Origin of the sequence: Paraburkholderia sp. J67 (genome assembly GCF_905220265.1) — a bacterium.
Classification (GTDB): Bacteria; Pseudomonadota; Gammaproteobacteria; order Burkholderiales; family Burkholderiaceae; genus Paraburkholderia.
Genome location: NZ_CAJMZK010000134.1, coordinates 1 through 282 on the forward strand (window position 1 = coordinate 1; position 282 = coordinate 282).

The 282-nt window shown below is 60.6% G+C and carries 1 protein-coding gene; it reads right to left on the bottom strand.

What is annotated here, in order from left to right:
* Positions 1 to 246: IS110 family transposase (locus U5782_RS41495; protein WP_415914507.1), on the bottom strand; the 246-nt coding region annotated here is incomplete at its 3' end.
* Between the last annotated feature and the right edge of the window lie 36 nt (positions 247 to 282).

Genomic DNA, 282 nt, shown 5'->3' on the forward strand with positions numbered 1-282 from the left:
TCTGGGGTTGACGGCGACGGCGGGCAAACGCGCGTGACAGAGGGCCTTGAGTACGGCGAGTTCGAGCTTGCCGGTGGCCTCCATGACGATGAGCGTGGGACTGAGTGCGGCCAGCTGCTGGACAAGCTGGTCGATGGAGGCAGCGTCATTCGGAACGCGCCATGCGTCGGAAGAGTTGTGAATGGCGAGGTCAAGGAAGTCGCCGCTGACATCGATGCCGACATAGATCTGGGAAGGTTGGTTCATCGCGGTACCCATACTTGCAGGAGAATTCGAGCTCTC